The sequence below is a fragment of the Ruegeria sp. R14_0 genome, assembly GCF_017743975.1.
Classification (GTDB): Bacteria; Pseudomonadota; Alphaproteobacteria; order Rhodobacterales; family Rhodobacteraceae; genus Ruegeria.
On record NZ_JAGHRC010000001.1, the window covers coordinates 701520 to 726044 of the forward strand.

Here is a 24525-nt window from a genome sequence, read left to right on the forward strand (position 1 = left end):
GGAAAAGTCACCAGATATCGTAGCCCTTGTTCCGATTCTTTGGCGCTTATCCCCAATTCGTCCACAGGAGGTTTACGTGGATTTATTGGCTTCCTGCCATCCGCGGGGGTCGTTCAGGAAGGCCTCGACACCCTCAAGTGTTTCCTGATCAAAGGCTTTTTGCGCCTTGGCTTCGGCCAGAACGTCCCACCAGGTGCACAGGTGGTGCAGCTGCACACCGTGGTCGCCCAGCGTCTTTTCCGTTTCGGGGAAGATGCCGTAGTAGAAGATCACCGCCGTGTGGCCGCAGGTGGCGCCGGTTTCCCGGATTGCATCCACGAAAGACAGCTTCGAACCCCCATCCGTGGTCAGGTCTTCGACCAGCAGGACGCGCTCGCCCTCGCTCATCGCGCCTTCGATCCGGGCGTTGCGGCCATAGCCTTTGGGCTTTTTGCGCACATAGGTCATGGGCAGCGCCATGCGTTCTGCAACCATGGCCGCAAAGGGGATACCAGCAGTCTCGCCGCCGGCGATGTTGTCGAATGCCTCAAACCCTGCATTGCGCATCACGGTGACCGTCAGGAAATCCATCAGGGTCGAGCGGATGCGCGGGTATGAAATCAGCTTACGGCAGTCGATATAGGTCGGGCTGGGCAGGCCGCTGGCCAGCGTGAACGGTTCACGGGAATTGAAATGTACGGCCTTGATCTCCAGCAGCATCCGTGCAGTCAGGCGGGCGATTTCGGTGCTATCGGGGAAGGAGCTGGGGATCATAACGGTACCTCTGGGCTAAATGGCATTGCGGGCTGATAGCCTGTCCCTTGGCCCAGAGTCGAGAGGGTTGCGCACAAAAGAAAAGCGGACCCGCGACAGGTCCGCTTTGCGCCCTTTCGGGCGATGCGCAGCCAAGGTGGGCTTAGCTGCTCATGTCGTATGCCCGTTCGCCGTGTACCGACAGATCGAGCCCGTTTGTCTCAGTTTCCGCATCTACGCGAAGCGGCGTGATCAGCGCAACCACCTTGATCAACACAAATGTGACAACTGCCGTAAACGCACCGACGATAACGAGCCCACCGATTTGCGCCGTCCACGCACCCAGACCAAAGACAGCGATCATGATGGTGCCAAAGATGCCGCCGACGCCGTGCACGGCGAACACGTCCAGCGTGTCGTCGATCTTGAAAACGTTTCGGATCACGTTGACCGCTTCTTGGCACAGCACACCCGCAACAGCACCGATGATCAGTGCCTGAACCGGATCGACATAGCCCGAAGCTGGGGTGATCGAGGCCAGACCGGCAATCGTCCCGGTGACCAGACCGACCATCGAGGCCTTGCCATACTTGATCCGTTCGTAGAGTGCCCATGTTAGCGATGCGGTCGCGGCAGAGATATGGGTGACGGTCATCGCCATCGCGGCGCCTCCGTCAGCGGCCAACTGCGAGCCGCCGTTAAAGCCGAACCAGCCGACCCACAGCATCGCGGCACCGATCATCACAAAGCCTGGGTTGTGCGGCGGGGTCGTACGATTGCGGCGCGGGCCCAGAACAATGGCAATGATCAGGGCGGCCAGACCTGCGGTTTCGTGCACCACGATTCCGCCTGCGAAATCGCGCACGCCGACCTCACCCAGAATACCACCATCGGTCAGAATACCGCCGCCCCAGATCCAATGGACGACCGGCGCATAGCACAGCAGCATCCAAAGGCCCGAGAACGTCAGCACGAACCCAAAGCCCACGCGTTCCACATAGGCACCAACGATCAGGGCGGGGGTGATGATTGCGAATGTCATCTGGAAGGCAAAGAACAGGATCTCGGGCAGGTTGCCCGACAGGCTGTCGGCATCGACGCCATTCAGAAAGGCTTTGCCCAAACCGCCCCACAGGCCCGAACCGCCGTCGCCAAACGCGATAGAATAGCCTGCGACCAGCCACAGAATGCTCATCAAACAGGCGATTGAGAAACAGTGCATGAATACGCTCAGCACGTTGCGGGCGCGCACGAGGCCGCCATAGAACAGGGCAAGGCCCGGCAATGTCATGAAAAGGACCAGTGCGGTTGCAACTATGATCCAGGCGGTATCGGCTCCATTCATCAGCCGGTCTCCTTTTAGGCGTCTTCCACTTGCGTGGGGCGTTCAAGCGGAGAGGGGGCGGGGAAAAAAGAGGCAACCGCCGAGTAGAGTGCTTATTTTAAGGGCTTTTTGCCAACCGGTGATTAAATGTGCGGCCAAAGGCGCTGTGTGCTTTAATTTTGTGCAATTGTTTAAAGGTTGCGCGACAGCAGTTCCAACGCGTGGTCGCGGGCGGCCAGGCGGACCTTATCGCGGCCCAATGCGCCGAATTCGATGGTTTCGGTGACCGTTTGCAGCCCTTCGACAGCCAGCCCAAAGCATACGCGGCCTTCGGGCTTGAACTCTGATCCACCGGGGCCTGCAATGCCGGTGATGGACACTGTCAGTTGTGCACCTGAATTTTTCAGCGCTCCGTCTGCCATTTCGTGCGCGACCTCTTCTGACACAGCTCCGTGCGCGTCCAGCGTATCGGCACTTACGCCCAGCATCTGCTGCTTGGCTTCGTTCGTGTAGGTGACAAAGCCCCGATCCACCACGGCCGAGCTGCCGGGAATATCCGTCAGCGCGGCGGCGACCATGCCGCCGGTGCAGCTTTCGGCGGTGGCGATCATCACGCCCTGCGCCTTGGCGCGGTCTAGCAGATCGGCGACATTCATAGACCCAGAACTCCGTGCGAGATACCGGCCAGGATTAGCACGCCGATCCCAGCAAATACGCCTGCAATTACATCATCCAGCATAACCCCAATCGCGTCGCCCTTGCGGTCCGCCCAGCCGACAGGGCCGGGTTTGGTGATGTCGAACAGGCGGAACAGCAGGAAGCCCGCGATCCAACCGGGCCAAAGCGCTGTGATCTCAATCCCATGCGCCCAAGAGGGGTAAGAGATCGCCCAGAGCGCAATAAACTGCCCGGCGACCTCATCGATCACGATTTCCGAGGGGTCATGGTCGTCCTGCCCGGCGGTCATGACCTTGGTCGCCCATAGACCGCCAAAAAACACGGCGATCGTGGCGATAACCAACAGGGGAAATCCGCCCAGCGTGTGCAGGACCCAGGCCAGTGGCAGCGCGGCCAGCGATCCCCAGGTGCCTGGGGCGGGGCGCAGGTAACCCACGCCGCAGACGGTGCCAATCAGGCGCGCGGCGGTCATGATTTCACCAGGCAGGCTGTGGCCAGTGACGCAATCCCTTCGCCGCGCCCGGTAAAGCCTAACCGTTCCGAGGTGGTCGCCTTGATCGAGACCTGATCTGCGCGCAGTCCCATGATACGGGCTAATTCCTCGCGCATGGCGGGCGCATGGGGGCCGATCTTGGGATATTCGCAGACCAGCGTGCAATCGACATTCGAGATGCCATAGCCCATCTGCCCGGCCAGCTCGACCGCGTGGCGCAGAAAGGTCTCGCTGGCCGCGCCTTTCCATTGCGGGTCAGACGGGGGAAAGTGCTGGCCGATATCGCCCTGCGCCAACGCGCCATAGATCGCATCGGTGACTGCGTGCATGCCAACATCCGCGTCGGAATGGCCTTGCAGCCCGCGATCATGCGGCACCTTCACGCCGCACAGGACCACGTGATCGCCGTCGCCAAAACGGTGCACGTCATAGCCGTTGCCCAGTCTTACATCCATGTGATTTCCCAATATCCGTTCCGCCCGGGCAAAATCCTCGGGCCGGGTGATTTTAATGTTGTCCGCGGCGCCAGCCACGATGGCCACGTCCAGACCTGCGGTGCGGGCGACCTCGACATCATCCGCCGCACCACCCGGGTGGGCCGCATGGGCCGCGACAATCGCTTCATAGCAAAATCCCTGCGGGGTTTGCGCCGCAAACAGGCCGCCGCGATCTTGCGTTCCTGTGACAACCGCGCCGTCCCCAGTCCAGAGTGCATCCGTCACGGACAGCCCGGGTGCGGCCGCGTCATGCGTTGAAAGCGCCTTCAGAACGTTCTGAATTGTTTCGCCAGAGACGCAGGGGCGGGCAACGTCGTGAATCAGAACCTGCTCGACCTCTAGGCCCTCCAACGCCGCCAAACCGTTGCGGACAGAACCGGCGCGATCATTGCCGCCGGCGGTCAAAATCAGATCGGTTCCGGAGAACTCATCCCAAGCGGTCTGATCCTCGTCAGACAGCACCAGCACGATATGGTCGACCTGACCGCGAAACCTGTCGAGAGTCCAATCGGCTACACGGCGTCCTGCCAAGGGCCGCCACTGCTTTGGCATCCCCCCTCCGGCGCGCAGCCCGCGTCCTGCGGCGACGATGATGGCGGCGGTGGTCATGAGGGCGAAATCTCCGGTGATTTGAGCGCAGTGTTTAAGCTGCGGTGAATGCAGTGGCAATCACCCGCGTAATGCTGCCTAAAAATTAAGCACGTGATGATTTTGCAGGCTTGTTTCCTGCCGTTTTGTTGTTCATATGCCGCGAATTCGATATCTAAGTCGCAACTGCCCAAGGATTAAGCACGTTGACCCTGCAACTCGCTGACAAAACCCTGAACCCGCCAGTCATGCTGGCGCCGATGGCCGGAATCACCGATCGGCCATTCCGTGATCTGGTGATGCGCTTTGGCGCGGGCATGGTCGTGAGCGAAATGGTCGCCAGCCAGGAAATGGTTCAGGCCAAACCCGGCGTGCGCGAGCGGGCAGAGCTGTCGGCAGATGTCGAGAACACGGCCGTTCAGCTCGCGGGGCGCGAAGCGCATTGGATGGCCGAGGCTGCCCGTCAGGTCGCCGATCGCGGCGCACGGGTCATCGACATCAACATGGGGTGCCCGGCCAAAAAGGTAACGAACGGCTATTCGGGGTCAGCTTTGTTGAAAACGCCGGACCACGCTCTGACACTGATCGAGGCGGTGGTCGAGGCGGTCGATGTTCCGGTGACGTTGAAAACCCGTTTGGGCTGGGACGACAACTTGCTGAACGCGCCGGATGTGGCGCGACGGGCGCAAGACGCCGGGATCTGCATGGTGACCATCCATGGGCGGACGCGGTGCCAGTTCTACAAAGGCCATGCCGATTGGCAGGCGATCCGGGCGGTGAAAGATGCGGTCTCAATACCAGTCATTGCGAACGGGGACATCGTGGATACACGCGCGGCGCGCAAAGCGCTGGATCAGTCAGCCGCAGATGGCGTCATGGTGGGCCGCGGGGCGCAGGGAAAGCCGTGGCTGCTGGCCCAGATCTGTCACGACTTGTACGGCGCGGATGCTCCGGTCATTCCCGCCATTGGCGACCTGATCGACATGGTGCGGGGTCACTACGAGGCTATGCTGGCCTTCTACGGCAGCGATCTTGGGCTGCGCGTGGCTCGCAAGCATTTGGGTTGGTACATGGATGAGGCCGGCACCCCACCCACCTTGCGCCGCGCAGTTCTGACCTCGCGCGACACAGCAGAGGTGATGCGTTTGTTAGGCGATGCGCTCAGTGGCGATGCGGAGGCAGCGGCATGACCTCGGATCAGAGCATCTGGGCATCGCTGCCTGTTCCGGCCTTTATCATCGATGCCGATGATAGGATCACGGATGTGAACTCGGCTGGCGAGGGGTTCCTGAACGCATCCCGCAAAGCGGTCGTTGGCCACCCGGTCTGGGATCAGATCGCCGTGGATGCGCCATTGGAAGAGGCCTTCCTGCGCGCGCGGCAGCAAGGGACACCACTGTTCGTGAACGATGTCGATGTGGGTTCGGGAAATCGCGCGCCGTTGCAATGCGCGCTGCAGATCGCGCCGCTGCTGGGGCATCCCGGGTTCATGATCATGACGATGTCGCCACGTGAACTGGCCGGGCGGATGACGCGGGGCAATACCGTTAAATCGGCGGCACAGTCGGCCATCGGCATGGCGGAAATGCTGGCGCACGAGATCAAAAACCCGCTGGCCGGGATCACCGGGGCAGCACAGCTGTTGAGTATGAATATCAGCCAGCAAGACCTTGAGCTTACAGATTTAATCGTTGCCGAAAGCCGCCGGATCGTAAAGCTGCTGGAGCAGGTCGAGCAGTTCGGAAACTTGTCTCAGCCCGATTTCAAACCGGTCAACATTCATGATGTTCTGGACCGTGCGCGCCGTTCGGCCTTGTTAGGCTTCGGCGCTCATATGACGATCATCGAGGATTACGACCCCTCACTGCCGCTGGCTTTTGGAGACCCGGATCAGTTGCTGCAGGTGGTGTTGAACCTGCTCAAGAACGCGTCCGAGGCGGCCGGTGACAAGGGCGGAACCATTCGCCTGCGCACCTATTTCGAGCATTCATTCCGCCTGCGCCGCAGTGACGGGTCGGGGCATTCGCTGCCGCTTCAGATCGAGATCATCGACGACGGCCCCGGTCTGCCGGACAAAATTCGCAGTGACATCTTCGACCCGTTCGTTTCCGGCAAGGACAACGGCACCGGCCTTGGGCTGGCGCTGGTTAGCAAAATCATCTCGGACCACGACGGCTGGATTTCGGCCGAGTCGGTTCCGGGCCACACAGTATTCCGCCTGTCCCTCAGACGCGCGCCGCGCGACGCAAACTGAGACGGGCAGCCGAGCAGAGATAAGTAAGGAGAGCACCCGATGGATGGCACAGTACTGGTCGCAGACGACGACCGCACGATCCGAACCGTTCTGACCCAGGCCCTGACTCGGGCCGGGTGCAAGGTGCATGCGACCTCATCCCTGACGACGCTGATGCGCTGGGTCGGCGAAGGTAAAGGCGATGTCGTCATCTCAGACGTGGTCATGCCGGACGGCAACGGGCTTGAGATGCTGCCCAAGATCGCGCAGGACCGTCCGGGGCTGCCGGTGATCGTGATCTCGGCCCAGAATACGATCATGACGGCCATTCAGGCCGCTGAAGCCGACGCCTACGATTATCTGCCCAAACCGTTCGACCTGCCGGATCTGATGAAGCGCACCGCACGGGCGTTAGAGCAGAAACAGCGTGTCCAGAGCGAAGCCGCTGCCCCGGTCGAAGATCGCCCTGAAGAATTGCCGCTGGTTGGCCGCACGCCGGGGATGCAGGCCTTGTATCGTCTGGTTGCGCGGGTGATGAATACTGACCTGTCGGTGATGATTTCGGGTGAAAGTGGCACCGGTAAGTCTTTGATCGCGCGCGCTATTCATGACTTCTCGGATCGGCGCACGCTGCCCTTCGTAACTGCGACCGCAGGCGATCTGCGCGATTTGGAAGGCCCGGCGCGCATCATGGCCCGTGTGCGTGGTGGCACGCTGCTGATTGATGAGATCGCCGATATCGAGGATGAGATTCAGGCCCGGATCGTCCGTATGATGGACACACCCGGCGACCATGTCCCGCGCTTCATGGCGACCAGCCAGTCGGATCTGACCGAAGCGATGGAGAGCGGACGGGTGCGTCAGGACCTGTATTACCGTCTGTGCGGCGCAACGATCCATGTTCCGGCTCTGCGCGAGCGTGTGGATGATATCACCTTGCTGGCCGACCACTTTCTGGCGCGGGAAGAGCGTGAACACGGCACGAAGCGCTGGCTTAGCCCCGAGGCGGTGGAGTTGGTCCGGCGGTATTCGTGGCCCGGCAACGTCCGGCAACTGGAAAACGCGATCCGCCGCCTGAGCTTGACCAGCCGCGCCGAAGAGATCTCGAAATCCGAGGTCGAGATGGTGTTGGGCAGCCAACCCGAAGCGGAACCGGTTCTGGGGGACGGTGAGCGCGAAAAACTCTCGGCGTCAGTCGCCCGCCATTTGCGCCGCTATTTCGATCTGCATGGCAATTTATTGCCACCGCCGGGCCTCTATCAGCGCATCCTGCGCGAGGTTGAGGCCCCCTTGATCGAACAGGCATTGGACGCAACCGGCGGAAATCAGGCGAAATGTGCCGATTTGCTCGGGATCAACAGGAATACGCTTCGCAAAAAAATCACCGATCTCGATATTCAGGTGACACGACGCCGCAAACTGATGTAATATGGCCACACAAAGCGTGGCATCCGGGTACGCATCCGGCAACGACCACGAGATATGGCGGTAAGCCGCGAAAGCGGCACATCAGGATGAGGGCAGACGGTGGCAACCCGAGCACAGAGCGGGCTGATCCTATCGATTGATCGGTGGCGGAAATCCCGAAAACTGCGCAATATTAGCACCTTGGGGCTGGTTCTTCTGGGGCCGGTTCTGGCGCTGGCCACCTATCTGGTCATCGGTCCTTTTGATCTGGGCTCTGCCGCCCCCACTCTGCGACTGATTCTTCTGGCGGATCTGGTTTATGTGCTGGTCGTCGCAGCCTTGGTGTTGGGGCAGGTGGGCAGCCTGATCGCTGCGCGCCGCGCCAAGTCCGCCGGATCACGCCTGCACCTAAGGCTGATCGGTGCCTTTACACTTCTGGCGCTGGTGCCGACGGTGACTGTTGCGATCTTTGCAGGTCTTACTGTGAACATCGGCCTGGAAGGTTGGTTCTCGGATCGGGTCCGCCAGGTGGTCGGATCGTCCCTGTCTGCAGCCGAGGCCTATGAGCTTGAGCATCGTCGCGGTTTGACACAGGACGCTGTCGTTCTGTCGCGCTATCTTGATAACGCGCGGTCGCTTGATTTCTACATCTCAGATGCTGAGTTGCGCGAGGTTCTGGCGCAAGGACAATCTCAGATTCAACGCGGGCTGCGTGAGGCCTATGTCATTGACGGCAGTGGAGAAATCAAGTCCCGCGGGGACCGGTCCTATCTGTTCAACTACGAGGCTCCGACGCCAGAGCAGATGGTCGAGGCCACCGATAATGGCCTGCTGATTATCGCCGATTGGCAAAACAATGAATTCCGCGCCCTGGTGCCTTTGCAGGCCTATTTGGACCGGTATCTCTATGTCAGCCGCGAGGTGGACGGAGAGTTGCTGACTCTGTTGGATGACACCAAAGAGACGGTGCAGTTCTATCAACAGCTCGAAAGCGAAAGGGGCCGGGTTCTGTTCGAGTTCGGGCTTCTGTACCTTGGCTTCGCTGTCATCCTGATCCTTGCAGCAATGTCGCTGGGCATGTGGTTTGCCGAACGCCTTTCGCGTCCCGTGGGGCGTCTGACAACGGCGGCGCAAAGGGTCGGTGCCGGAGACCTGAGCGTTCAGGTCATTGAAGAGGCCAGCGATGACGAGATCGCCATGTTAGGCCGTTATTTCAATCAGATGACGCGCCAACTTAAAGGGCAGCGGGACACTCTGCTTGAAAACACTCAGCAAATCGAACGCCGCCGCCGTCTGTTTGATTCGGTTCTCAGCTCGGTGACCTCGGGCGTCGTTGGCGTCGATTCGGATGGGTGCGTGACCTTCGTGAACCGCTCGGCTGAACGTCTTTTGGACTGGTCGCGCGGCGAAGAACATCTGGCGATTGGGATCGCGGTTCCGGAATTCCTGCCGTTGTTTGAAAGCCTTAAGGACAGTGGGCAAGAGGCTGTACAGGGGGAGATTAAGGTCACGCGCAAAGGGCGGCTGGAAAACCTGCTGGTGCGGATGGCAACCCGGCGTGGCGAGGATGGTGGCTTAGAGGGCTATGTGGTCGCTTTCGATGACGTGACCGATCTGGTCAGTGCGCAGCGTATGGCCGCATGGGGTGACGTGGCCCGGCGCATCGCGCATGAGATCAAGAACCCGCTGACACCAATCCAGCTCAGCGCTGAACGGATCAAACGCAAATTCTCGCGCAAGCTGGACGAGGAGGATTGCGACAGCCTTGAATCCATGACCGATGTGATCGTGCGGCAGACCAATGATCTGCGGCGGATCGTGGATGAATTTTCGAAATTCGCGCGTATGCCGGAACCTGACCGACGGGAAGAAGACATCGTTGGACTGGTGCGCGAAGCGGTTCTGTTGCAGCAGGCCGGACAACCGGATGTGCAGATCGACGCGACTTTACCGGATCATCCGATCCAGGCGGATGTGGACGCGACGATGCTGAATCAGGCTCTGACAAACCTGATAAAGAACGCGGGTGAGGCCATTGAAACGCTTAAGAAAAAAGGTCCACCTGAAAACCTGAAGCCACAGATAAAAGTGGACGTTACCAATGACGATGCGGGAACGGTAATCACGATTGCGGACAATGGCATAGGCCTGCCCGAGGACCGGGCAAGGTTGTTTGAACCCTATGTCACCACCCGCGACGAGGGTACGGGTCTGGGCCTGCCCATCGTCAAAAAGATCATAGAAGAACATGGCGGAGCGCTGACTTTGGAAGATGCGCCCGTTTTCGACGGACAGGACCATTTCGGTGCGATGGCCGTGATCCGTTTGCCGGGGGGCAATTTTTCCCAGACATCAGCGCCACAAAAGCAGGCAATCAAAACCAACAAACTGAAAGCAGGCCAAAGATGAGTGACATTCTGATCGTAGATGACGAGCGCGATATTCGCGAACTGGTGTCCGACATTCTGGAGGACGAAGGCTATGCAACCCGGTTGGCTGGCAACTCGGACGAATGCATGGCGGCCATCAACTCGGAACCACCGGGTCTATTGATCCTGGATATCTGGTTGAAAGACAGCCGGATGGACGGGATCGACATCCTGAAGGCGGTTAAACGCGACAACCCGGATGTGCCGGTTGTGATCATTTCCGGCCACGGCAACATCGAAATCGCCGTCGCCGCAATCAAGCAGGGGGCGTACGACTTTATCGAAAAGCCCTTCAATATTGATCAGTTAATGGTGGTGATCCGCCGCGCCATGGAAACGTCGCGCCTGCGCCGCGAGAATGCTTCTCTGAAACGGCGCGAGGTGACGAACTCGGACATGATCGGCAAATCGGCCTCTTTCCGGGCTATGCAGGGCCAATTGGACAAGGTCACCAAGTCAAACGGTCGCGTCATGCTGAGCGGACCGGCCGGGTCGGGCAAAGAGATTGCCGCGCGCTATATTCACGCCCATTCCAACCGCGCCAACGCGCCGTTTGTCACCGTCAATTGCGCCGGGATTGAACCTGAACGTGTTGAAGAGGTGCTGTTCGGGCGCGAATCCTCGGAACGCGGGATCGAATCCGGTCTGCTGGAAGAGGCGCATGGCGGCGTGATCTATTTCGACGAAGTCGCTGACATGCCGTTGGGCACCCAATCCAAGATCCTGCGGGTGCTGGTCGACCAGCAATTCCAGCGGGTCGGTGGCTCGGACAAAGTGCGGGTTGACCTGCGGGTGATCTCTTCGACGAACCGCGATCTTGAGGCCGAGATCGAAGGTGACCGGTTCCGCGAAGAGCTGTATCACCGACTGAACGTTGTTCCGATTGCAGTGCCGTCGCTGGAGGACCGGCGCGAGGACATCCCGGTTCTGGCGCAGCACTTTATCGAAATGTGCAATGAAACCCAAGGCTTGCCGATCCGTGATATCTCGGAAGAGGCCGTAGCGCTGCTGCAGACCATGACTTGGCCGGGCAATGTGCGTCAGCTTAAAAACCTGATCGAGCGAGTTCTGATCCTTGGCGACGGCACAGGCCCCATTGAGGCCCGTGAGTTGCCGACCGAAGAGGAAAAGACCGACGATTCTGGTCGCGTGGTCCTGTCTGGCGCCTTGGCAACCCTGCCACTGCGCGAAGCGCGCGAGGCGTTTGAGCGGGAATACCTGCTGACCCAGATCAATCGCTTTGGCGGTAACATCAGCCGGACCGCCAGCTTTGTCGGGATGGAGCGCAGCGCGCTGCACCGCAAGTTGAAATCATTGGGGGTTGTAACGTCGAACAAATCCGGCGCGCGCGTGGCGCAAATCGACGAACCGGAACCGGCGGAGTAATCCGCCGGCCGGGATGGAGAAATCGAAAGTGATGCTCCAGATAGCCTCAAACGGTGCAGGGTATCCGGCATTTGGGCCGCGTCTGAAAAGGATGCGGCGGTCGGTGGGCTACAAACAGTCGGCACTTGCCGAGCTGTTGGGAGTTGATCAGACCACGATTTCCAGGTGGGAGAACGGAGTTCAGGTTCCCGAGCCCGCCGTGCAGGCCACGGTTTTTTCGACGCTGAGTTCAACCAGACGGGATGACAGCGCGCTCAAACGGCTGGTGATGAACTCGAACGAATGCGTCCATCTGGTGGAAGAGGCCAGTCACGCGTGTCTGGCGTACTCGGCCAGCCGGGCCAAAGACTGGAAAACCAGTCAGCGTGCATTGCTGGGCGTGTCGCTGTGGCAGTTCGCAACCGATGAAATCCGACAAGCCGAAGCCGAGTTGCAGAAGGATGGCTGGTGGGACCTTCAGCACCCTGAACCCAAAGCCTTTATCACTTCTGAGGCTAGTCATGACCAAATCAGGATCAGTGCGGGGCAGATCATTTGGGAACGTCTGTACCTGTCCGATGGGACTCCGGTTCGGCTGGTGAGCGGGGCACGGGAAAGCCGCGCATAATTTATGCGTGTGCTTGGATTCAACGAGCCTGTAGAACAGGCGCATGACTCAGCCCGTTCGTGTTTTTACACAAGTACTTATTCTCTGGCTTGCCGGTTTGGGCGCTGCCACGCAGTTCGCCAAGATTGCGGTGCCCTTCGCCGATGTTGGGCTGCTTTATCCTGATCACGCAGGCTTCCTGGGGTGGATGTTGTCGATCATCAGCCTGATTGGTGCCGTTTTCGGGGCTGTGTCGGGTGCGGTTACTGGCCGGGTGGGGCCTGTCAAATTATTGATCTTCGGCTTGCTTCTTGGCGGCGCAATCTCGTTATACCAAGCGACGATCCCCGGGTTTGACGCGATGCTGATCAGCCGCGTGCTGGAAGGGGTGTCGCATCTTGCTATCGTCGTCGCCGCGCCAACCTTGATCGCGCAGATCACCCAAGGCAAAGCCCGCAATGCAGCGATGGTTCTTTGGAGCAGTTTTTTCGGAGTGGCTTTTGCCATGAACGCCTGGATTGGCCTGCCTTTTGTCGATCAGTTCGGCCTGCCTGCCTTTTTCGGATTGCATGGTGGTTTGATGTTGGCAACTGCAGGTCTGATTGTGTTGATCAGATTGCAGGTGAATATGGACCCGCCCGAGCGGGTGCGTTGGAGCCTGAGATACATCGCAGACGTCCACGTGCGCACATACCGTTCCGCATTTGTGGCCGCTCCGGCGCTGGGGTGGTTCTTTTATACACTGACCTTTGTGTCGCTTTTGGCAATTCTGCCCGGTCAATTGCCCGAAGCGACCCGGGCCTCGATTGCCGGGCTGATGCCACTTGCAGGTATCGTGCTGTCGTTACTGGTTGTTCCGTTGTTGTTGAACTTTGTGTCCAGCGTCTTTGTCATCAACCTTGGATTTGGGTTGGCCATCCTAACGATATCAGCGCTGTTTCTGGGCGCGCCACTGACAGTCGTGTGCATCGCGCTGTTCGCGGTGCTGGGCTTGGTTCAGGGGGGAAGCTTTGCGGCAGTTCCGCAGCTCAACACTTCGGCAGAGGCGCAAGCGCTCAGCTATGGAGCGATGGCGCAAATGGGCAATGGCGGCAACCTGCTGGGCACGCCGTTTTTGCTGGCAATCCTGTTGCGTACGGATGAGGCAGGGATGCTGACCGTGGTCATTGGTATCTATCTTATCGCCATCGCACTCCACCTGTGGTTTGCGGCAAGGCGACGGCAGGTCGAACCGGAGTGATCCGGTCAGATTTGGCCGGGTGTGATGATTTGGAATGATCCGTCGTCGAATTTAACGTAGCAGGACTCGGTTCCCAGCGGCGGCAGTGTCGTAGTACGCGCTGGCGCAACCTGAGATTTCACATTCTGCTTGCAGGGCGGCAGGCTGACAGGTCGAAATCCTTTTCGCGCCATGCACTGCGCCTCGACCGAGTTGCGCAGCCCTGCGTTGACGTCCACGGTGTAAATCTGCCCCGGTTGCCACCAACCCGGTGACCGGTGGCACCGACCGCGACTGTCGCAGTAGGTGCGGCCGGGCCAATAAGTGGGCGGGCTTTGTCTTACCTGATTGGCCACGGGCACATTCTGAACGGCCTGAACCTGGCATTGCGTGGTTTCGGACTGGGCGCGCGCGACGCTCTCGCCCTCGCGGTAATACAGCGAAAGCGGGCCACTGCACGCGGACAGGGTCATCACGGGAACAAGCAGGCGAAGCACTGATTTCATAGGCTTATCTTGCCTCAATCTGGCAGATATGACAATTCAATTGACCGCTATGGGGGCATCTGTCATTCAAGGATTTCAGGCAGAAGGGCCAGAAACATGAAGGTCATCATTTGCGGTGCCGGTCAGGTCGGCTGGCAGATCGCACGCCACTTGTCGGGCGAGCTGAATGACGTAACAGTGGTGGACAACAATCCCGATCTGGTGCGCCGGGCGACAGAGACGCTGGATGTGCAGGGGATCGCCGGATTTGCCAGCTATCCGGACGTTCTGGAACGTGCAGGCGCGCGGGATGCGGACATGATCATCGCGGCGACCCATTCGGACGAGGTGAATATGGTCACCTGTCAGATGGCGCACTCGATTTTCTCGATCCAACGCAAGATCGCACGTCTGCGGGCAAAGTCTTACCTGCAGGCTATCCATTCGGACCTGTTTCGGCGCGACCATCTGCCGATTGATGTGGTGATCAGCCCCGAGCGCGAGGTCGCCGCCGCCGCCATGCGCCGCCTGTCGGCCCCCTCGGCCTTTGATACCGAGATGTTCATGGACGGGCAGGCGCAGTTGCTGGGCATTCGCATCGACGAAGACTGCCCCATCGTGAACACGCCCCTGCGCCAATTGACGGATCTGTTTTCGACACTCAGCTCGATTGTGGTTGGGGTTCGACGCGAAGGCACGCTGTTCGCTCCGGAATCTGAAGACCAACTGTTTGTCGGCGACGAATGCTATGTCTTTACCAATGTCAAAGACGTGGACCGCACCATGGAGGTGTTCGGTAAAGCCCAGAAAAAGCAGGACCGCGTGGTGATTGTGGGCGGCGGAAATGTCGGGCTCGAGGTCGCGCGGACACTGGAAGAACGTGAAAGTCGCGTGCGCGCCAAGGTCATTGAACGCGACCGCCAATGTGCCGAACTGGCTGCAGAAGCGCTGGAGCGCACGATTGTCCTGAACGGCGACGGGTTGGATGCTGCGCTGTTGCGTGAGGCAGGGATTGAGCGCGCCGATGCGATGTTGGCGGTTACTGATGATGACCGGGCGAACATGCTGGCTGCCGTACGCGCGAAGGCCGAGGGGTGCGCCCTTGCAATTGCGTTGATCAACGACCCCAGCATGGTGGCGCTGATGGGGCCTTTGGGTATCGATGCTTACATCAACCCACGTGCGACCACTGTCAGTTCGATCCTGCGCCATATCCGTCACGGGCGGGTGCGTCAGGTCTATTCGATCGGCGATGCCGAGGCCGAAGTGATCGAGGCCGAGGTCCTGTCGACCTCTCCCATGGCCGGACAGAAACTGCGGGACATCGATTTTCCCGAAGGCGTTCTGGTGGGGGCCGTCCGAAAGGGCGATGAACTGCTGCGTCCGACCGGCAGTCTGCGGATCGAAGAAAAAGACGTGCTGGCGATCTTTGCGATGGCCAAGGACGTGCCCGAAGTCGAGCGCCTGTTACAGGTTTCAATCGATTTCTTCTGATGGCGCGCGCTCGGAGACAAAAGATCAGGCTGATACAGCGCTTGCCGCTGTTCCTTTTGATCTGGGGCATTGTCTCGCTTTCGATGTGGATCCCGGCAATCTATGCGCTTGCTTTGGATGACCACGACACGTCGCGGTCATTTTTCTATTCCGGTTTGCTGGGCCTGTTTGTCGTTTCGACCATCGCTTTGGCTTCGTCAAACCGAATACCGCGTCGCGGCACCTTGGGGCAGCTGGCCGTTTTACTGGGATGCTTTACGATTTTGCCTCTGTTCCTGGCGATCCCGCTGCATGACGCCTTGGGAAACACTACCTTTCTGAACGCCTATTTCGACATGGTCAGCGCGGTGACGACGACCGGCGCAGATCTGTTTCCCGACCCGGACCGACTAACTGCGCCGCTGCACCTGTGGCGGGCTTTGGTCGGATGGATGGGCGGTTTGCTGATGTGGATCGCAGCGGCTGCCATTCTTGCCCCTTTGTCGCTGGGCGGGTTCGAGATTACAGCGCGCGGCCAGCCCGGCCGTCCGGTCTCGGGCGTGGCCCAGAGCGAAGAGGTCGATCCGCGCGGTCGCTTGATCCGCGTGACCCTGACCCTGACACCGGTCTATGCGGGTCTGACCGCCGTTATCTGTATCCTGCTACTGGTCGCAGGTGAAAACGGACTGACCGCCGTGTGTCACGCGATGTCCACCATGGCCACGTCCGGCATTTCTCCGGTGGGTGGCTTGGAAGGGGCACAGGCGGGTATTACGGGTGAAGCCATCCTTTTCCTGTTCCTGTTCTTCGCGCTCTCACGGCTGACCTTTTCCACCGATACAGCGACCACGGGCTATTCCCGCCTGGATAAGGACCCCGAGTTTCGGATTGGCCTGATGATCGTTGCCTTCGTGGCGGCCCTGTTGTTTGCGCGGGTTTGGGCTGGGGTGCTTGAGATCGGCAACCAGCTAGAGCCGATGCAGGCGCTTGGCGTGATCTGGGGGATGACGTTCACCGCGTTGTCTTTCCTGACCACGGCCGGTTTTGAAAGCGCCAACTGGAACGACGCGCAGCAACTGTCCGGTTTGGGTACGCCCGGGCTGATCCTGATGGGTCTGGCCCTGATCGGCGGCGGCGTGGCGACCACTGCGGGGGGCGTCAAACTTCTGCGCGTCTTTGCCCTCTACCTGAACGGCGCGCGCGAGATTGACCGGCTGATCTATCCCTCATCCGTGAGCGGCATTGGCGGAGGGAACCGGCGCATCCAAAGCGACGGTGCCTTTATCGCCTGGATCTTCTTGATGATGTTCGCTCTGACGACCGCGTTGTTTAACCTGCTGTTGGCAGCCATGGGGTCGGGGTTTGAACAGGCGATGGTTCTGAGCGTCGCGGCGCTCAGCACCACGGGTCCGTTGATCGAATTGGCCACCGATGTTCCCATTCGCTTGGTCGATTTGCCCTGGGGGGCAAAGCTGACCCTGTGCGCAGCGATGGTGATCGGGCGGTTGGAAACGCTGGCGATCATTGCGCTGATTACGCCAAGCCTCTGGCGGGACTGAGAATCCTCACCTGCAAGGCTGCCTGATTTTTCATCTGGAATATCGGTTAACGACACTCCATACTCTGCCGGAGGGAGCGCGTTGGTCCGCAGCGCGTAGCAAGAACAATGGCGAGATTATAAAAATATGGCTTCGGACAGACAGAATCTGCAGGACGCGTTCCTGAACAATGTACGGAAAGCAAAGGTCCCGGTCACAATATTCCTGATCAACGGTGTGAAATTGCAGGGTGTGATCACCTGGTTCGACAATTTCTGCGTGCTTCTGCGCCGCGACGGACAGTCGCAGCTGGTCTACAAGCATGCGATTTCGACAATCATGCCGTCACAGCCGATCAACCTGTATGAGGGCGAAGACGCCTCTTGATGGAACATGACAGGGTGCGCACCCGGGCCTGGGTGCTGCATCCGGAAATCAAATCAGATGAACAGCGCCGTGTCCCCGAACCAGCGCTGGAAGAAGCGGTGGCTTTGGCTGCCGCTTTGCCCGATCTGGATGTGATCGGGGCCGAAATCGTGCGCCTTCAGCGTGCCCAGCCGGGGCTTTTGTTCGGCAGTGGCAAGATTGAGGAACTGGGCGCGCGGTTCAAGGAAAACGAGATTGAACTGGTGCTGATCGACGGCCCGGTGACGCCTGTTCAGCAGCGCAATCTGGAAAAGGCATGGAAGGTCAAGATCCTCGACCGGACCGGACTGATCCTTGAGATTTTCAGCGATCGCGCCCGGACCCGTGAGGGTGTGCTGCAGGTCGAGATGGCCGCGCTCAGCTATCAGCGGACGCGACTGGTGCGCGCCTGGACCCACCTGGAACGGCAGCGGGGCGGATTGGGCTTTGTCGGCGGCCCCGGTGAAACCCAGATCGAGGCCGACCGCCGTGCCATTGACGAACAACTCGTACGTCTGCGGCGGCAACTGCAAAAGGTGGTCAAAACCCGCGAACTGCACCGCAAGGCGCGGGCCAAGGTGCCGTACCCTATTGTGGCCTTGGTGGGCTATACGAACGCCGGTAAATCCACGCTGTTCAACCGGCTGACCGGTGCCGAGGTGATGGCCAAGGACATGCTGTTCGCTACGCTGGATCCAACCATGCGCCGCGTTGAACTGCCCGACGGTCCCGAGGTGATCCTGTCTGATACGGTGGGGTTCATCTCGAACCTGCCGACGGAACTGGTTGCGGCCTTCCGCGCCACGCTCGAAGAGGTTTTGGGCGCGGATATTGTCGTCCATGTCCGCGATATCAGTCACGAAGAAACCGATGAGCAAGCGCAGGATGTCGAGGCGATCCTGACCTCGCTTGGCGTGGATGACGAACGCCCGCGGCTTGAGGTCTGGAACAAGATCGACCTGCTGAGCGAAGACGAGCGTGAAGCCGCGTCCGCGCGGGCCGAGCGTGATCCGTCGATCTTTGCCATCTCTGCCGTGACAGGTGAGGGGATCGAACCCTTGCTGGCCGAAATCGCCGAGAAACTGCAAGGCGTGCGGCATGAAAATGTTCTGACGCTGGGATTTGCCGAAGGAAACAAGCGGGCCTGGCTGTTCCGCCAGGACGTCGTGCGATCCGAAGAGCAGACGGAGGATGGGTTTCAGATCACCGTCTTGTGGACTGACAAACAGGCGGCGCAGTTCGCCGCCCTGTGATCTGCGCAGGAGTTCACGATGTCAGAAGCCAAGGTTTTCTTAAACGGCTATATCTCCGTACCTGATAACCGGATCGCGCAGGTACGCGCTGCGTTGTCAGATCACATCGCGTTGACGCGGGCCGAGCCCGGATGCATCGCCTTTGACGTGGCGGAAGACGTGGAAGTGTCAGGCCGTTTCAACGTCAGCGAGGTGTTCGAAAACCAGGCCGCCTTCGACGCGCATCAGGCACGGACAAAAGCCTCGGCCTGGTTCAAGGTGACCGAGGGTATCCCGCGAGACTACGAGATCACGATGGAATAGGTTACTTGCCATCAATCTGACGTTGATAATCCTCGGCATCGAACCAGCCGAGCGACGATTGAACCTTGTTGTCCGCCGTCAGCTCCCATTCTTCCCAGCCGCGGGTGACGACATGGTTGCCGGTTTGCGCGTGGTGGCCTTCCAGCGTCCAGACAAAGATGGCATGAGTTCCTGCCCATCGCAGCATGTCGCAGCGCACCTCAAGGTCCGGGAAATCGGCATAGAACCCCCGCGCCATATCTGCGACGGCGGCGCGGCCGACAATGGGTTCGCCCCGGTTGATGATGATCTGCCCGTCCGGGGCATAGAAACTGGCTACAGAGTCCGGGTCGCCAGAACTCCAGGCGATTGCGTAGTCGCGGGCGAGATTGTTCATCATATCCCGAATACTGGCCATCTGTACCCCCCGGCTCGAAATGGTCGCCTCTCAGATCGTAGGCGAAAACACCGGTGCGCGTCCACGACCGCGAAAAAAAGGGGCAAGGTCTTGCCGAAGCGTCGAAATCAGCGCGGGATAAGGTTGGTCACACCGACTGCGGCCGCGCGGGCCAGATCAAGGTCCAGCGACATCGGGATGTATTCGCCCCGTCTCCACAGCTGCGCTTGATCATCATAGTAGCGTGACAGGAAATGACCGGACTGACCCGTCGCGGTGATGAAGACCGAACTGTTGGGGTCGGCAAAATCATACACGCCGCGATAGCCCGCGCCGTGGACGTTCTGGAACGGGTCGGGCCCTTCACCCGACGTCCGGCCGCGCAGCAGAGTGTTGTCGCCGCCGCTTGTGGACTGGCGGATATTGACGAAGAAACGCAGCACCGGGACCGTGCCCAGCACCGGATGGTCATGCGTAGCTTGATGCGCGTCACCCCAGCGGAGCGATTCCAGCGCGCCGCCATATTTTTCGGTGATCCAGATCAGCGCATCATCAAGCGCAAGCCGGGCCATGTCGGTGCAGGTTTCGACCGGCGCGCTTTGGCGCACGTCACACCAGACCGAGGCCCCGTCAATGTCGCGGTAGACCCGTTCGATAAAGAGTGGCTCGACGTGTTTGTACTCGGCGGCCAGCGGGCCGAGCTCGTCGGAAATCAACCGGATTTGCAGGGCGCGCAGCCATGCAGCGTAGATTAGCGGCTCGGGCAGGTGTTCGTTCATTTCACCATTCCACTCGGCCAACAGCGACAGGGCGACTTGCCGCCGTCGTTCGGGCGTGCCTTCGGGGGCCGAGGCTCCAGTGAACCACAGATCGGCACCGATCAAGGGCAGCAGCGAGCGGGCGGTAAAGCTGACGGTGTCCAGCTGTGCTTCGATAAAGCTGTCGCGGGTGTGAACCTCACGCGATTGCATCAGACGCTCCCAACGATGAACGCGCTGCGTGTCGCCCCATTCGTACGAGACATGGTTTGGGAAAGGACGGTCGATGATCTTGTTGTTGGTGTTGCCCAGAATTCCGCCTGCCGGGGCTACGAATTCCGGGTTGTCCGCGTATGGCAGGCGGCCCTGCCACAGGTTTTCCGCCAGCCAGCCTGGCGTTGGGATGCGGCCGCGGCTTTGGTTGCGGATGTCCCGTTTCGGCATCGCCCCAATCAGCTTCATGCCGATCGTGTCCGTATCAACCAGTGACAGGTTTTGCGAGGGCGCGATGAACAGCTCGGCTGCATCAATCGCTTCGCGCACGCTGTTGGAATTCATCAAACCCATTGACGCGGTCATCGACGTGTCGCGCGGGCTGAGCGCCGTCCAGGACAGGGACGCGACATGGCCCGGCGGCGTGATCGTCTCGAGATCATAGTGAGTGCCAGGCAGAACCGGTCCGTTTTCGGTCCAGCGCAGGGTCAGGGTGATGGGTGCCTCGTCCTTGATCTCGATGATCGAAGGGCGGGTGCGGAACCGTTTGTAGCCATCAGGCGTCAGATATTCTTCGGGGTTTTCGGGGTTCAACTGCTCGATATGCACATCCTGATCGTCCAGATAGGACGAGGTCAGGCCCCAACCCAGACGATCGCTGCGGCCGGTCATGATCGCGGGAATACCTGGAATAGTCGCGCCGATTACGCCGCCTTTGGCCAGTTCGAGCCGCGCCAGATACCATATGCCGGGTGCCGTCAGGCCCAGATGCGGGTCGTTGGCAAGCAAGGTGCCTCCGATTGCCGAGCGCGAGGGCGCGGCGGACCATGCGTTGGATGCCCCGGCCAATCCGCGTTTGGGGAAAGGAGACAGGGGCGTGTCAGGCATCGGAGTGCCCTCGGCATAACGCGGCAGACCGGGGAACAGGGCTGCGTATTCCGGCAGCGCCGCGATGCCCGGGCCGGGTACGTCCGGAAGGATGTCGGACAACCGTTGCGGATCATTCAGTATCAGCGAGGTCCGGGCGCGCAGCACTTCATCCTTCAGATGGCCGGACAGTTGCAGGCTCATCAGTTTGATCACTGCGATGCTGTCACCCGGCTGCCACGGCGAAACGGGTGCGTTGAACAGGAACATCTCGGGTGCGCCGCGACCCAGCGCATTCTCGTTGATCTCATCCAATCGCGCATTGACGCCCGCAGCGTACGCCCGCAGCGCCGCCTTGGTGTAATCGTCCTGAACCTGGACCGAACGGTGTGCCAGGCCATAAAGGTCAAACCGCCGCAATAGCTTATCGATTTCCACCGTGCGCGCGCCGAATACCTCGGACAGGCGACCCTGGGCGGTGCGGCGCATGACGGTCATCTGCCACAAGCGGTCCTGCGCGTGGGCATAGCCCAGGCCAAAGAAAACATCGGGGTCGTTTTCAGCCAGGATATGGGGGACGTTGGCCGTGTCGCGCACGATCTCAACCGGGGCGCTGAGCCCATTGACTTCTACGGTCTGATCGTAATCCGGCAGGGACTGACTGGCGAGGAAGTAGACAAGAACCACGGCTGCAACCGCCAACAGGACCAGACCCGTTGCAATCCGAACCAGCCAGCGAAAAACAAGACCCATGAACGCCCCACATTCCCGTACGAAATCATTGGCTGAACCCTACTGGAAGGGCTGACCGACCGAAAGAGGAACGCCCCGCGAACGTTAAGTTAAGCGGCTGAGATGAAAAACCCCGCCGCGTCAATGACGACGCGGCGGGGTGCGCTTGAGGGGGGTGTGGTATTCGAAATCAGGGAATGATGCGCGTGTATTTGGTGCCTTCGAGCGTTGCACCGAACAACAGACCGGCCTGACCGAAGATGGCCGCGATCACAGGGGTGCGCAGAGTGGTGGTTGTCGTCGACAAGGTGCTGCCGGTTGCATCGACCACATAGCCGATGTCAGCGCCTGCAGTCCAACCGCTGGAACGGCGGAAGTCATTCAGCGCGTCCTCGGTCATGAAAAACAACACATGCGCGTATTGCTGTGCACCGATCTGCAGGCCGGCGCTGCCTTTGACGGCCGAGTAGTAGTCGACCGTTGCACCGTTGATCCGCAATGCACCCTGGCCAAAGCCACCACCAAAGATAAACCCGGCCTCGGTGATCAGAGGCATCACCAACATACCAGTGGATTTGTTGGCGATTTCAACGGTGTTGGGAAATTTGGTGAACATCTCGTTCAGGGTGACGTTCACACGGGCATCGATCTGTGCTGCGTTTGAATTGCCCACGCCATTGCCGCAGGCTGCCGTAACCGTCAGTCCGGCCATGCCAAGCGCAAAGCCACGACGGTTCAGTCGGGGGGAGTTGGAACTGCTCATGTTTTTTCTCTGTATTATAACTGCCTGATGTGTCGGGTGTTCCCGATCTTATGTGCAAGAATACGCCGATTGCGTCCGTGTGTCACGGGAAAGCTGGCCCAACAGCCTTGGCAATCGGCGAAATATTGCGACTGCTCGGGGTTTTAGCCTTGCAGGATGCGGGCGACCTGCGGCGCAAAGTAGGTCAGGATACCGTCGCAGCCGGCGCGTTTGAAGGCCAGCAGGCTTTCCAGCATCACCTTTTCACCATCAATCCAACCGTTCTGCGCCGCAGCCTGAACCATCGCGTACTCTCCGGACACCTGATAGGCATAAGTGGGCGCGCCAAATGCGTCTTTCACCCGGCGGCAAATGTCCAGATAGGGCATGCCCGGCTTGATCATCACCATATCCGCGCCTTCGGTCAGGTCGCGTTCGATCAGGCGCAGGGCCTCGTTCGAATTGGCGGGGTCCATCTGATAGGTCTTCTTATCTCCAGTCAGAGCGCCCGACGCGCCGACCGCATCGCGGAAGGGACCGTAAAAGGCGCTGGCGTATTTCGCTGCATAGCTCAGGATCATCACATTGTGGTACCCAGCAGACTCGAGCGCGCGGCGCATTGCGCCGATGCGGCCATCCATCATGTCTGACGGACCAATGATGTCGGCCCCGGCCTCGGCCTGCGCAAGTGTCATTTTGACCAGCGCCTCGACCGTCTGGTCGTTCACAATTTCGCCATCGACCACGTACCCGTCATGGCCGTTGATGTTGTAGGGGTCCAGTGCGACGTCGGTCATCACAGCGATTTCCGGGGCGGCTTCCTTGATTGCGCGAATGGCCCGGTTCGACAGGTTGTCCGGGTTCCACGCCTCGGCGCAGTCTTCGGTTTTCAGGGACGGATCCGTGTAAGGAAAGATGCAAATCGCCGGGATCCCCAACGCCTGTGCTTCGACGGCGGCCTGTGCAATCAGATCGACCGAGCGGCGCACCACGCCAGGCATCGAGGGGACAGGCTCTTCGATCCCTTCGCCGTCCCTTACAAAAACCGGCCAGATCAGATCGTCGGTGGTCAGTGCGTTTTCCCGGACCAGCCCGCGGATGGCATCAGATTGGCGCGCCCGACGAAATCGGGTCAAAGGGTAGGGGGCGATAGTCGGTTTCATGGCTCGCGCTCCTTGAATATTCGTGCATTGGGTGGCATGAATTCCCGGTGGTCTCAAGGGTACAATGGACGCGCTTGTTCGAAGAACGCCCAAAGACAGTGAACAAAGGGCTGACGCGTGGATTTGCAATCTTCGATTTTCGAACTCATCGACATGCGAAGCTTTTCGAATCTGTGGTACTGGATCGGACTGGCAGTATTGTGGTCTTCGGCCAGCCATTGGGCCATGGGTGTGCCCTATGATCTGGTTGTGCGGGCGCGTCGAATTGGTGGACAGGCTGAGCAGGATCTGCTGGACATCGTGCGGATCAACAGGAACCGAGTTCTTTATATCGTCGACGTCTCTGGTTTGGTTCTCATGGCGCTAAGCTGTTTTTTCTTTACCGGTCTGGCGATAATGGGTTTTTTTTACGAGGTGGAATTTGCGCAGGCCGTTTTTCTGCTGCTGTTCCCAGTTTCACTGGTGATGCTGATCAATATCCGCGCGGCGCGTAAGCTGAACCGCATTGAACCCTCACTGGAACCCGTGGCAAAAATCCTGATGCGGTGCAGAATTTATACACAGATCATTGGCATGATCTCAATTTTGATTACATCCCTCTGGGGCATGTACCAGAACCTGTCGATCGGGGTTCTGGGATAAGGG

The 24525-nt window shown here is 59.7% G+C and carries 23 protein-coding genes; 13 read left to right on the top strand and 10 right to left on the bottom strand.

Features of this window, described 5'->3' with window-relative positions:
* Positions 1–72: 72 nt before the first annotated feature.
* The 5 genes from J7416_RS03510 to J7416_RS03530 all read right to left on the bottom strand — a co-directional run bounded on the left by J7416_RS03510 (position 73) and on the right by J7416_RS03530 (position 4333).
* Positions 73–753: an orotate phosphoribosyltransferase gene (locus J7416_RS03510; protein ID WP_209223100.1), complete on the bottom strand. Its 681-nt coding sequence runs from the start codon at positions 751–753 to the stop codon at positions 73–75.
* A 142-nt stretch (positions 754–895) separates the two neighbouring features.
* Complete coding sequence (locus J7416_RS03515; protein ID WP_209223102.1) at positions 896–2077, bottom strand: ammonium transporter; 1182 nt, start codon at positions 2075–2077, stop codon at positions 896–898.
* A 170-nt stretch (positions 2078–2247) separates the two neighbouring features.
* Positions 2248–2712: a CinA family protein gene (locus tag J7416_RS03520; RefSeq protein WP_209223104.1), complete on the bottom strand. Its 465-nt coding sequence runs from the start codon at positions 2710–2712 to the stop codon at positions 2248–2250.
* Positions 2709–3206, bottom strand: coding sequence for a phosphatidylglycerophosphatase A (locus tag J7416_RS03525; protein WP_209223106.1), 498 nt, complete (start codon positions 3204–3206; stop codon positions 2709–2711). The genes J7416_RS03520 and J7416_RS03525 overlap by 4 nt, the downstream gene beginning before the upstream one ends.
* Positions 3203–4333 (bottom strand): bifunctional 2-C-methyl-D-erythritol 4-phosphate cytidylyltransferase/2-C-methyl-D-erythritol 2,4-cyclodiphosphate synthase, encoded by a 1131-nt coding sequence (locus J7416_RS03530; RefSeq protein ID WP_209223108.1) that lies wholly within the window; start codon positions 4331–4333, stop codon positions 3203–3205. The genes J7416_RS03525 and J7416_RS03530 overlap by 4 nt, the downstream gene beginning before the upstream one ends.
* Before the next feature lie 185 nt (positions 4334–4518).
* Here J7416_RS03530 and dusB point away from each other — a divergent pair, with 185 nt between their 5' ends.
* The 7 genes from dusB (at position 4519) to J7416_RS03565 (ending at position 13593) form a co-directional block, all read left to right on the top strand.
* Positions 4519–5502: a tRNA dihydrouridine synthase DusB gene (gene dusB, locus J7416_RS03535; protein WP_209223110.1), complete on the top strand. Its 984-nt coding sequence runs from the start codon at positions 4519–4521 to the stop codon at positions 5500–5502.
* Complete coding sequence (locus tag J7416_RS03540; protein WP_209223112.1) at positions 5499–6566, top strand: ATP-binding protein; 1068 nt, start codon at positions 5499–5501, stop codon at positions 6564–6566. The genes dusB and J7416_RS03540 overlap by 4 nt, the downstream gene beginning before the upstream one ends.
* A 39-nt stretch (positions 6567–6605) precedes the next feature.
* A complete protein-coding gene (locus tag J7416_RS03545; RefSeq protein ID WP_209223114.1) occupies positions 6606–7973 on the top strand; it encodes a response regulator in 1368 nt (455 codons plus the stop codon).
* Positions 7974–8072: 99 nt separating this feature from the next.
* A complete protein-coding gene (locus J7416_RS03550) occupies positions 8073–10361 on the top strand; it encodes a PAS domain-containing sensor histidine kinase (protein WP_209223116.1) in 2289 nt (762 codons plus the stop codon).
* Positions 10358–11767: a sigma-54 dependent transcriptional regulator gene (locus tag J7416_RS03555; protein WP_209223118.1), complete on the top strand. Its 1410-nt coding sequence runs from the start codon at positions 10358–10360 to the stop codon at positions 11765–11767. Before J7416_RS03550 ends, J7416_RS03555 begins: the two co-directional genes overlap by 4 nt.
* 31 nt (positions 11768–11798) lie before the next feature.
* Positions 11799–12374: a helix-turn-helix transcriptional regulator gene (locus J7416_RS03560; RefSeq protein WP_209223120.1), complete on the top strand. Its 576-nt coding sequence runs from the start codon at positions 11799–11801 to the stop codon at positions 12372–12374.
* A gap of 43 nt (positions 12375–12417) precedes the next feature.
* On the top strand, positions 12418–13593 hold the full coding sequence (locus J7416_RS03565) for an MFS transporter (protein WP_209223122.1): 1176 nt from the start codon (positions 12418–12420) through the stop codon (positions 13591–13593).
* 5 nt (positions 13594–13598) lie between these two features.
* Here the strand turns inward: J7416_RS03565 and J7416_RS03570 are convergent, their stop codons facing one another.
* Positions 13599–14078, bottom strand: coding sequence for a hypothetical protein (locus J7416_RS03570; protein WP_209223124.1), 480 nt, complete (start codon positions 14076–14078; stop codon positions 13599–13601).
* Between the two features lie 96 nt (positions 14079–14174).
* On the opposite strand from J7416_RS03570, the gene trkA reads away from it, so the two are divergent.
* The 5 genes from trkA to J7416_RS03595 all read left to right on the top strand — a co-directional run bounded on the left by trkA (position 14175) and on the right by J7416_RS03595 (position 19029).
* Complete coding sequence (gene trkA / locus J7416_RS03575) at positions 14175–15551, top strand: Trk system potassium transporter TrkA (RefSeq protein ID WP_209223126.1); 1377 nt, start codon at positions 14175–14177, stop codon at positions 15549–15551.
* Entirely contained in the window at positions 15551–17089 is a 1539-nt protein-coding gene (locus J7416_RS03580; protein WP_209223128.1) for a TrkH family potassium uptake protein, read from the top strand. Before trkA ends, J7416_RS03580 begins: the two co-directional genes overlap by 1 nt.
* Before the next feature lie 126 nt (positions 17090–17215).
* Complete coding sequence (gene hfq, locus J7416_RS03585; protein WP_005982826.1) at positions 17216–17455, top strand: RNA chaperone Hfq; 240 nt, start codon at positions 17216–17218, stop codon at positions 17453–17455.
* Positions 17455–18726 (top strand): GTPase HflX, encoded by a 1272-nt coding sequence (gene hflX, locus J7416_RS03590; protein WP_209223131.1) that lies wholly within the window; start codon positions 17455–17457, stop codon positions 18724–18726. Before hfq ends, hflX begins: the two co-directional genes overlap by 1 nt.
* Before the next feature lie 18 nt (positions 18727–18744).
* Positions 18745–19029 (top strand): putative quinol monooxygenase, encoded by a 285-nt coding sequence (locus tag J7416_RS03595; RefSeq protein WP_209223133.1) that lies wholly within the window; start codon positions 18745–18747, stop codon positions 19027–19029.
* 1 nt (position 19030) lies between these two features.
* Here the strand turns inward: J7416_RS03595 and J7416_RS03600 are convergent, their stop codons facing one another.
* The 4 genes from J7416_RS03600 to hemB form a co-directional block, all read right to left on the bottom strand.
* Positions 19031–19426 carry a nuclear transport factor 2 family protein gene (locus tag J7416_RS03600; protein ID WP_209223135.1) on the bottom strand — a complete coding sequence of 132 codons (396 nt, stop codon included), beginning with the start codon at positions 19424–19426 and terminating at the stop codon, positions 19031–19033.
* Positions 19427–19533: 107 nt separating this feature from the next.
* Positions 19534–21996, bottom strand: coding sequence for a penicillin acylase family protein (locus J7416_RS03605; protein WP_209223137.1), 2463 nt, complete (start codon positions 21994–21996; stop codon positions 19534–19536).
* Between the two features lie 169 nt (positions 21997–22165).
* Positions 22166–22738 (bottom strand): YSC84-related protein, encoded by a 573-nt coding sequence (locus J7416_RS03610; protein ID WP_209223139.1) that lies wholly within the window; start codon positions 22736–22738, stop codon positions 22166–22168.
* Between the two features lie 143 nt (positions 22739–22881).
* Positions 22882–23880, bottom strand: coding sequence for a porphobilinogen synthase (gene hemB / locus J7416_RS03615; RefSeq protein ID WP_209223141.1), 999 nt, complete (start codon positions 23878–23880; stop codon positions 22882–22884).
* Between the two features lie 117 nt (positions 23881–23997).
* Here hemB and J7416_RS03620 point away from each other — a divergent pair, with 117 nt between their 5' ends.
* Positions 23998–24522, top strand: coding sequence for a component of SufBCD complex (locus J7416_RS03620; protein WP_209223143.1), 525 nt, complete (start codon positions 23998–24000; stop codon positions 24520–24522).
* Positions 24523–24525: the final 3 nt, after the last annotated feature.